Genomic DNA, 8762 nt, shown 5'->3' on the forward strand with positions numbered 1-8762 from the left:
TGGGACCCTTTGGGACGCCTGAGATGACCGAGATGACCGGGAGCCGCCTGCGGGGCTCGCTCACCGCGCTTGTGACGCCCTTCCGCGACGGGGCCTTCGACGAGGCCGCCTTCCGGAAGTTCGTGCGCTGGCAGATCGAGCAGGGCAGCCACGGCCTCGTGCCAACCGGCACCACCGGCGAGAGCCCGACCCTGACTCATTCCGAGCACGACCGGGTGGTCGAGGCCTGCATCGACGAGGCGGGCGGGCGCGTGCCGGTCGTGGCGGGCGCGGGCTCCAACTCCACCGCCGAGGCGGTCGAGCGGGCGCAGCACGCCGAGCGCGCGGGCGCCGACGCCGTCCTCGTGGTGACGCCGTACTACAACAAGCCGACGCAGGCGGGCCTCTACGCCCACTTCAAGGCCGTCAACGACGCGGTCGGCATTCCGATCATCATCTACAACATCCCGCCGCGCTCCGTCGTCGACATGAGCGTCGAGACGATGGCCCGGCTCTTCGAGCTGAAGAACATCGCCGGCGTGAAGGATGCGACCGCCAAGATCGATCGCGTCAGCCAGCAGCGTCAGGCCATGGGCGCGAGCTTCATCCAGCTTTCGGGCGAAGATGCGACGGCGCTCGGCTACAACGCCCACGGCGGCCACGGCTGCATCTCGGTGGTGGCGAACGTCGCCCCGCGCCTCTGCGCCGACCTGCAGGAGGCGACGCTCGCCGGCGACTACGCCAGGGCGCTGACCCTCCAGGACAGGCTGTTCCCCCTGCAGACAGGCCTGTTCGCCGAGGCCAACCCGGCGCCGGTGAAGTACGCCCTGTCGCGGCTCGGCCACATGACCGACGAGCTGCGCCTGCCGCTGGTGCCGGTGACCGAGCCCACCAAGCGCATCGTCGACGACGCCCTGCGCCACGCCGGCCTGCTGGTCGACTGAGGGAAGTCACGCATCATGGCCCCGAAACCGGAGCCCAGTCGGCGCATCGTCGCCGACAACCGCGCCGCGCGCTATCACTACACGATCGAGGACACGCTCGAGGCCGGCATCGCGCTGACCGGCACCGAGGTGAAATCCCTGCGCGGCGGCAAGGCGACGATCGGCGAGGCCTATGCCGGACCCTCCGGCAACGACCTGATGCTGTTCAACGCCTACATCCCGGAATACCTGGAGGCGAACCGCTTCAACCACGACACCAAGCGCCCGCGCCGCCTGCTGCTGCACCGCCGCCAGATCAACAAGCTGATCGGCGCGACCCAGCGCCAGGGCTACACGGTGGTGCCGCTGAAGATCTACTTCAACGACAAGGGGCGGGCGAAGGTCGAGCTCGGCCTCGGCAAGGGCAAGCAGGCCCACGACAAGCGCGAGGCGGTCAAGGAGCGCGACTGGCAGCGCGACCGGGCGCGGCTGCTGCGCGACCGGGGCTGAGGCCGGGCCGTCATCGCGAGCGCAGCGAAGCGACCCAGGGCAGCGCGACGGCGGCGAGCAGTGCGCTCCTGGATTGCTTCGCTCCGCTTGCAAAGACGATCGTTCCGACAGGGGGGGGCGCAGGCCGTGATGCGCTCGCCTTGCGCTGACCGCGCGATGTCACAAGATCCCGGATTAGCCGGTGCGGCGTCCCGAGCCTGCGATCCTGCGGAGCGACCCATGCCCTCCACCCACGATACCCTGCCCGACGACCTGCCGGTCCCCGTCGACGACGGCGCGGCCGAGCACCTGCGCGGGATGCGCCTGCCCGACGTGGCGCTCACCGCCACCGACGGCCGCACGGTCTCGCTGGCGCGGCTGCCGGGCCGCACCGTGGCCTACGCCTACCCGCGCACCGGCGAGCCGGGCCAGCCGGGCCTGACGCCCGACTGGGACGCGATCCCCGGCGCCCGGGGCTGCACGCCGCAGGCCTGCGATTTCCGCGATCACCACGCCGCGCTGACGGCCCGGGGCGTCGCCCAGGTCTTCGGCCTCTCGACCCAGACGAGCGCCTACCAGCGGGAGGTGGCCGAGCGCCTGCGCCTGCCCTTCCCGCTGCTGGCCGATCCGCACCGGGCCTTCGGGATGGCGGCGCGCCTGCCGACTTTCGAGGCCGGCGGGCAGGTGCTGCTGCGCCGCCTCACCCTGGTGATCGACGGCGGCGTCGTGAGCGAGCTGTTCTATCCGGTCTTCCCGCCGGACCGGAGCGCCCGGCAGGTCCTCGACTGGCTCGACGGGGGCAGCGCCTGAGGCGCTACTCCTCCTCGGCCTCCGGCTGGCGGATGCCGTAGCGGTTCTCCAGGCCCGGATTGGCCCTTCCCTCCCCGCGGTAGCGGGTCGGCGCCTCGCCGGAGGCCCGCGCCGGGCGCTCGCCGGGCTCGCGCCCGATCCGGCCCGCGAGGCTCGCGAGGTCGACGAACTCGTCGGCCTGCCGCCGCAACTCGTCGGAGATCATCGCCGGCTGGGTCTGGATCGTGGAGATCACCGTCACCTTCACGCCGCGCCGCTGCATCGCCTCGACGAGGGAGCGGAAATCGCCGTCGCCGGAGAACAGGATCATGTGGTCGATGTGCGGGCTGAGCTCGAGGGCGTCGATCGCCAGCTCGATGTCCATGTTGCCCTTGTACTTCCGGCGCCCCATCGAGTCCGTGAACTCCTTCACGGGCTTGGTCACGACGCGGTAGCCGTTGTAGTCGAGCCAGTCGATCAGCGGCCGGATCGAGGAGTATTCCTGATCCTCGATCATGGCTGTGTAGTAGAATGCCCGCAGGAGGTTCTCCCGCGACTGAAATTCCTTGAGCAGCTTCTTGTAGTCGATGTCGAAACCGAGGGCCTTGGTGGTGGCGTAGAGGTTGGCGCCGTCGATGAAGATGGCGCTGCGCTGGGTGACTGGCATGAACAGGTCAGGTCCCGAAAAATCGTGGGTGACAGGAAATCGTCTGAACAATCGGTCAGGGTTCGCCCGGGGCGAAAGGCCGGGGCGCGTGGCCGGGACGGTGCGCCGCGATCGCGGCCGCCGCGCTCTGCAAACCGGGGTGGACCGGCGCGGTCGATGACCCGCGCCACCGACGCCCCGTCCGCCGGACCATTCGTTTCAAACGGGTCCGTGTCAAGCAGAGCACGGGATTGTGCGGTCGTGAAAAACTGAACTCTCGGGGCGGATTAATTGACCACGACAGGGCTTCGTCGTGAAAACGGTGGTTTACGTAAGTTGATCCTGTAAACCTCAGATGCGCCGCGCGCCCCGCCCCTCGACCTCAGCCGTTCACGCGCTCGACGCTGTTGACCGGGCGCTTGCCGCGCAGTTCGGCGATGATCGCGTTGAGATGCTGGAGATCCCAGACCGACAGGTCGATGGTGATGTCGGTGAAGTCCTGGGTTCGCCGCTTCATCGAGATGTTGTCGATGTTGCCGTCGTGGTCGGCGATCACCTGGGCGATCTGGGCGAACACCCCGGGCTCGTTGATCGACTTGAGCGCCAGCCGGGCGGGGAAGCGCTCGCCGCCGAGCGCCTCCGTGTCCCAGCGGACGTCGAGCCAGCGCTCCGGCTCGTTGTCGAAGGCCGCGAGTGCCGCCGACTGGATCGGGTAGACCGTCACGCCGACGCCGGGGGTCAGGATGCCGACGATCCGGTCACCCGGGACCGCGCCGCCGTTCGGCGCGAAGGTGACCGGCAGGTCGCCCGCGAGGCCGCGGATCGGGATGGCGTCGCTGCGATCCGCGTCCTCCCCCTCCTTGCCGCCTTCCTTGCCGCCCTCGGCGCCCGGGAAGGTCAGCCGCATGGTCTGGTCGGAGGAGCGCACGAGCCGGCCGGCGCCGCTGGCGGCGCCCTGCGCGGCGGAGGGCCGGCGCTCGTCGCGGTGGTCGGGATAGACGGCGCGGACGACGTCGCCCGAGAACATCTCGCCCCGCCCCACGGCGGCGAACACGTCCTCGGTCGTCGCGCGGGCGAGCCGCGGCAGGGCGCCCCGGAGCTTGTCCTCCGAGAAGGTCTTGGCGGCGCGCTCGAAGGCCCGGTCCAGGATCTGCCGTCCGAGGCCGGCATATTGCCGCCGCACGGCGGTGCGGGTCGCCCGCCGGATCGCCGCGCGGGCCTTGCCGGTCACCACGAGGGATTCCCAGGCCGCCGGGGGCGAGGCCCCGTCGGAGCGGCTGATCTCGACCTCGTCGCCGTTGGCGAGTTCGTGCAGCAGCGGCGCCATCCGGCCGTTGATCTTGGCGCCCACCGCGGTGTTGCCCACGTCGGTGTGGACCGCGTAGGCGAAGTCGATCGGCGTCGCGCCGCGCGGCAGGGCGATCAGCCGGCCCTTCGGGGTGAAGCAGAACACTTGGTCCTGGAACAGCTCCAGCTTGGTGTGCTCCAGGAACTCCTCGGGGCTGTCGCCCTCGGCGAGGAGCTCGATGGTCCGGCGCAGCCACTGGTAGGCGCCGCTCTCCGCGGCGAGCCGCGGATGCACGCTGCCCTCGGCGCGGGCCGGGTCCTTGACCAGCTCGGTGCCGATCTCCTTGTAGTGGGCATGCGCGGCGATGCCGTACTCGGCGATGTCGTCCATGGCGCGGGTGCGGATCTGCAGCTCGACGCGCTGGCTCTTCGGCCCGATCACCGTGGTGTGGATCGAGCGGTAATCGTTCTGCTTCGGGGTCGAGACGTAGTCCTTGTACCGGCCCGGAACCATCGGCCAGCTGGTGTGGACGATGCCGAGCGCCGCGTAGCAATCCTGCACGGTGTCGACGACCACGCGGAAGCCGAAGATGTCGGAGAGCTGCTCGAAGGCGACGGACTTGCGCTCCATCTTCGACCAGATCGAGAACGGGCGCTTCTGCCGGCCGCTGACCTCGGCGGTGATCCCCTGCGCGCCGAGCTTCTCGGTCAGCACCTGCGCGATGGTCTCGACGACGGTCTCGGACTTGGCGGAGAGCCGCGTCAGGCGCTGGGTGATGGTGGCGTAGACCTCCGGCTCCAGGTTGCGGAAGGCCAGGTCCTCCAGCTCCTCGCGCAGCTCCTGCATGCCCATGCGGCCGGCGAGCGGCGCGTAGATGTCCAGGGTCTCCTGCGCGATGCGGCGACGCTTGTCGTCGCGCATGTGCTGGAGGGTCCGCATGTTGTGCAGGCGGTCGGCGAGCTTGACCAGCAGCACGCGGACATCCGCCGCGACCGCGAGCAGCAGCTTGCGGAAGTTCTCGCCCTGCGCGGCCTGCTTGGAGACGAGGTCGAGGCGCTTGAGCTTGGTCAGGCCGTCGACCAGGGCGCCGATCTCCGGCCCGAACAGCCGGCGGATCTCCTCGAGCGTCGCCTCGGTGTCCTCGACGGTGTCGTGCAGCACCGCGGCCACGATGGTGGCGTCGTCGAGGTGGAGGTCCGTGAGGATCGCCGCCACCTCGAGGGGGTGGGCGAAGAACGGATCGCCCGAGGCGCGCTTCTGCGTGCCGTGCGCCTGCATGGCGTACACGTAGGCGCGGTTGAGCAGCGCCTCGTCGGCGGCCGGGTTGTAGCGCTTGACCCGCTCGACGAGCTCGTACTGGCGCATCATCCGCCGGGACGGGGCCGGCGCGTCCGGGGTCGTGCGCGGGGTCTGGATCACGCGCGATTGTTCCGCAACCGCCGGGACGGCGCCAGCCCCCGGCGGCGGGGCCGCGCCGGACGCCGGCGGGCCGGCCACGGAACGAGAGAACCCGGCGTCTCCGCCGGGTCCGGTCTCTGTCAGGTCGCGCCCATCCAGGCCCACGTGTCCAGGCTCACTCGCCCTCGTCGTCGGTCTCGACCGGCGGGGCGAGGTTCTCGAGGCCGCGCAGCAGGTCCTCCTCGCTCATGCGGTCGAACTGAACCGCCGCGTCGTCGCTGGAGGATTGCGGCGCCACCGCGGCGGCGGCCGGCGAGCTCGACAGCAGCGGCACGGTCTCGGCCTCGGGCTCGTCCACCTCGACGTACTTCTGCATCGAGTGGATCAGCTGCTCCTTGAGGTCGTCGGCCGTGATCGTCTCGTCGCCGATCTCGCGCAACGCCACGACCGGGTTCTTGTCGCGGTCGCGGTCGATGGTCAGCGGGGCGCCGGCGGCCAGGAGGCGGGCCCGGTGGCTCGCCAGCAGCACCAGCTCGAAGCGGTTCTCGACCTTCTCGATGCAGTCTTCGACGGTGACGCGCGCCATGCGGGGCGGCTCCTTGGGCTTGAGCGACGGGTGATGTCGGGTATGGCGCCACTCTACACCGGATGCCGTTGTGCAACAAGCACAGCGGGTTGCGCGGGGCGCGCGTCCGGCGCGAACCCGGCGCGCGTCCGGCGCGCGTGCCGGTCCGGTCGGGCCGGACGCCGAGGGGCCGAACGCCGAGGGGCCGGAGGACCGCGTCGCTGCGGCATCATGGTGCGGCGCATTGTTGACACCCAGCGCCGCGGGTGCGAGTGCGCGCGCCATTCCAGAGTTTCGGCCGACACGGGCGGCGTTCGCGCGCCGCGCGGCGTCGGCGACCAGGACGCAACATGCGCGCACTCATCTTTCCGGGCCAGGGCAGCCAGGCGGTCGGCATGGCGCGGGACCTCGCCGAGGCCTTCCCGCAGGCCCGGGCCGTGCTCGACGAGGTCGACGCCGCCCTGGGCGAGAACCTGTCGCGGCTGATGTTCGAAGGGCCGGTCGAGGCGCTGACCCTCACGACCAACGCCCAGCCGGCCCTGATGGCGGCGAGCCTCGCGGTGCTGCGCGTGCTGGAGGCCGAGCGCGGCCTCGACCTCGGGCGCGACGTCGCCTGCGTGGCCGGCCACTCGCTCGGCGAGTACGCCGCGCTCGCGGCCGCGGGCAGCCTCACCGTCGCGGACGCCGCCAGGCTGCTGCGCCTGCGCGGCGAGGCCATGCAGGCGGCCGTCGCGCCGGGCGCCGGCGCCATGGCGGCGCTGATCGGCACCGATCTCGAGGCCGCCCGGTCCGTCGCCGAGGCGGCGGCCGACGAGGCCGGCGACGGCGCGGTCTGCGACGTCGCCAACGACAACGGCGGCGGCCAGGTGGTGCTCTCCGGCGACCGCGCGGCCGTGGAGCGCGCCGTCGGCATCGCCACCGGCCGCGGGATCAAGCGCGCCGTGATGCTCAACGTCTCGGCGCCGTTCCACTGCCGCCTGATGGCCCCGGCCGCCGAGGCCATGGCCCGGGCGCTCGCCGAGGTCGCGCTGGCGGCCCCGCGCGTCACCCTCTACGCCAACGTCGCGGCCGCCCCGGTCACCGATCCGGAGGCGATCCGCGCGGCCCTGGTCGAGCAGGTCACCGGCACCGTGCGCTGGCGCGAGAGCGTCGCCGCCATGGCGGCCTCCGGCGTCGACCGGTTCTACGAGCTCGGCGCCGGGAAGGTGCTGACCGGCCTCGTCAAGCGCGTCGCCCCCCAGGCGAGCGCCGCCGCAATCGGCACCCCCGCCGACGTCGCCGCCTTCGCGCTCTGACCCGCGCGCTCTGATCCGACGGAGTCCCGCATGTTCGATCTCACCGGCCGCAAGGCCCTCGTCACCGGCGCGACCGGCGGCCTCGGCCAGGCGATCGCCCGGGCCCTGCACGCGCAGGGCGCCGCCGTGGCGCTCTCGGGCACGCGGCCCGCGGCCCTGGAGGCGCTCGCGGCCGAACTCGGCGAGCGCGCCAGCCCGGTCGCGGCCGACCTGTCCGACAAGGACTCGGTCGAGGGCCTCGTCCCGGCCGCCGAGGCCGCGATCGGCCCGCTCGACATCCTCGTGAACAATGCCGGCATCACCCGCGACAACCTCTTCATGCGGATGAAGGACGAGGAGTGGGAGCAGGTGATCGCCGTCAACCTCACCGCCGCCTTCCGCCTGTCGCGGGCCGCCGTGAAGGGCATGATGCGCCGCCGCTCCGGGCGGATCGTCAACATCGGCTCGGTGGTCGGCAGCACCGGCAATCCCGGCCAGGGCAACTACGCCGCCGCCAAGGCCGGCCTCGTGGGCATGACCAAGGCGCTCGCCGCCGAGGTCGCCTCGCGGGGAATCACCGTCAACTGTATCGCCCCGGGCTTCATCAGCTCGCCCATGACCGACGCCCTCAACGAGAAGCAGCGCGAGGGCATCCTCGCCCGCGTGCCCGCCGGGCGGCTCGGCGAGGGGTCGGAGGTCGCGGCGGCCTGCCTCTACCTCGCCTCCGCGGAGGCGGGCTACGTCACCGGCCACACGCTGCACGTGAATGGCGGGATGGCCATGTACTAGGGCGCGTATACCGGTTCCCGGCCGGCGGGAACGGCGCGCGAATCACCCCCGCCGACACGCAAGTGCCACACCCATGAAGGCTTTCTGAACGGGCCCTCGCCAGGGCTGGAACCCTGTGCTACCACGCCCCGCAGCCGTACAGGGGGTTGACGGTTCAGCGGGTTTTCAGTCCAAGGCCCTCCGGCGGGGGCGTCCCGGCTCACGCGCCGGTTCACCTCAGAAGCACGCGCGATCGGACACCGGCCCGTCACAACAAGCCCGCAGGGGCGCGACGCGGCCACGGCACCACCCCGAGAAGACTGACAGACCAGAAGGACGAGGACGGAAGACCGATGAGCGATATCGCTGAGCGCGTGAAGAAGATCGTCGTCGAGCACCTGGGCGTGGAGCCCGAGAAGGTGGTCGAGAGCGCCAACTTCATCGACGACCTCGGTGCCGACAGCCTCGACACCGTCGAGCTAGTCATGGCCTTCGAGGAGGAATTCAACGTCGAGATCCCGGACGACGCTGCCGAGACCATCCAGACGGTCGGCGACGCCGTGAAGTTCCTGGAGAAGAACTCCGCCGCCTAAAGGCGCCGGGGACCGGGTTTGACGCGGCGCGGGTGAGGCGAAACAGCCCC

The 8762-nt window shown here is 71.4% G+C and carries 9 protein-coding genes; 6 read left to right on the forward strand and 3 right to left on the reverse strand.

Going from position 1 to position 8762, the window contains the following annotated elements; translation table 11 throughout:
• The first annotated feature begins 23 nt into the window (after positions 1 to 23).
• The 3 genes from dapA to BLW78_RS24040 all read left to right on the forward strand — a co-directional run bounded on the left by dapA (position 24) and on the right by BLW78_RS24040 (position 2201).
• Positions 24 to 923, forward strand: a complete 900-nt coding sequence (gene dapA / locus BLW78_RS24030; protein WP_091682544.1) for a 4-hydroxy-tetrahydrodipicolinate synthase — start codon at positions 24 to 26, stop codon at positions 921 to 923.
• A 15-nt stretch (positions 924 to 938) separates the two neighbouring features.
• Positions 939 to 1412, forward strand: a complete 474-nt coding sequence (gene smpB / locus BLW78_RS24035) for an SsrA-binding protein SmpB (RefSeq protein WP_020095208.1) — start codon at positions 939 to 941, stop codon at positions 1410 to 1412.
• A 219-nt stretch (positions 1413 to 1631) separates the two neighbouring features.
• Entirely contained in the window at positions 1632 to 2201 is a 570-nt protein-coding gene (locus BLW78_RS24040; protein WP_091682546.1) for a peroxiredoxin, read from the forward strand.
• 4 nt (positions 2202 to 2205) lie between these two features.
• Here the strand turns inward: BLW78_RS24040 and BLW78_RS24045 are convergent, their stop codons facing one another.
• The 3 genes from BLW78_RS24045 to rpoZ form a co-directional block, all read right to left on the reverse strand.
• Positions 2206 to 2847 (reverse strand): LabA-like NYN domain-containing protein, encoded by a 642-nt coding sequence (locus BLW78_RS24045; protein ID WP_020095206.1) that lies wholly within the window; start codon positions 2845 to 2847, stop codon positions 2206 to 2208.
• Between the two features lie 361 nt (positions 2848 to 3208).
• Positions 3209 to 5482, reverse strand: a complete 2274-nt coding sequence (locus BLW78_RS24050) for a RelA/SpoT family protein (RefSeq protein WP_091682570.1) — start codon at positions 5480 to 5482, stop codon at positions 3209 to 3211.
• A gap of 205 nt (positions 5483 to 5687) precedes the next feature.
• Positions 5688 to 6098 (reverse strand): DNA-directed RNA polymerase subunit omega, encoded by a 411-nt coding sequence (rpoZ, locus tag BLW78_RS24055; RefSeq protein WP_010685409.1) that lies wholly within the window; start codon positions 6096 to 6098, stop codon positions 5688 to 5690.
• A gap of 329 nt (positions 6099 to 6427) precedes the next feature.
• On the opposite strand from rpoZ, the gene fabD reads away from it, so the two are divergent.
• The 3 genes from fabD (at position 6428) to BLW78_RS24070 (ending at position 8712) form a co-directional block, all read left to right on the forward strand.
• Positions 6428 to 7372, forward strand: a complete 945-nt coding sequence (gene fabD, locus BLW78_RS24060) for an ACP S-malonyltransferase (RefSeq protein WP_091682547.1) — start codon at positions 6428 to 6430, stop codon at positions 7370 to 7372.
• Between the two features lie 30 nt (positions 7373 to 7402).
• Complete coding sequence (gene fabG, locus BLW78_RS24065; protein WP_056523896.1) at positions 7403 to 8140, forward strand: 3-oxoacyl-[acyl-carrier-protein] reductase; 738 nt, start codon at positions 7403 to 7405, stop codon at positions 8138 to 8140.
• A 332-nt stretch (positions 8141 to 8472) separates the two neighbouring features.
• Positions 8473 to 8712, forward strand: coding sequence for an acyl carrier protein (locus BLW78_RS24070; RefSeq protein ID WP_007559070.1), 240 nt, complete (start codon positions 8473 to 8475; stop codon positions 8710 to 8712).
• Positions 8713 to 8762: the final 50 nt, after the last annotated feature.

The organism is Methylobacterium sp. 275MFSha3.1 (assembly GCF_900108435.1).
Lineage (GTDB): Bacteria > Pseudomonadota > Alphaproteobacteria > Rhizobiales > Beijerinckiaceae > Methylobacterium.

Coding starts and splice junctions, on each gene's coding strand:
- dapA (WP_091682544.1), top strand. CDS start 24: ATGACCGAGATGACCGGGAGCCGCCTGCGGGGCTCGCTCACCGCGCTT.
- smpB (WP_020095208.1), top strand. CDS start 939: ATGGCCCCGAAACCGGAGCCCAGTCGGCGCATCGTCGCCGACAACCGC.
- BLW78_RS24040 (WP_091682546.1), top strand. CDS start 1,632: ATGCCCTCCACCCACGATACCCTGCCCGACGACCTGCCGGTCCCCGTC.
- BLW78_RS24045 (WP_020095206.1), bottom strand. CDS start 2,847: ATGCCAGTCACCCAGCGCAGCGCCATCTTCATCGACGGCGCCAACCTC.
- BLW78_RS24050 (WP_091682570.1), bottom strand. CDS start 5,482: ATGATGCGCCAGTACGAGCTCGTCGAGCGGGTCAAGCGCTACAACCCG.
- rpoZ (WP_010685409.1), bottom strand. CDS start 6,098: ATGGCGCGCGTCACCGTCGAAGACTGCATCGAGAAGGTCGAGAACCGC.
- fabD (WP_091682547.1), top strand. CDS start 6,428: ATGCGCGCACTCATCTTTCCGGGCCAGGGCAGCCAGGCGGTCGGCATG.
- fabG (WP_056523896.1), top strand. CDS start 7,403: ATGTTCGATCTCACCGGCCGCAAGGCCCTCGTCACCGGCGCGACCGGC.
- BLW78_RS24070 (WP_007559070.1), top strand. CDS start 8,473: ATGAGCGATATCGCTGAGCGCGTGAAGAAGATCGTCGTCGAGCACCTG.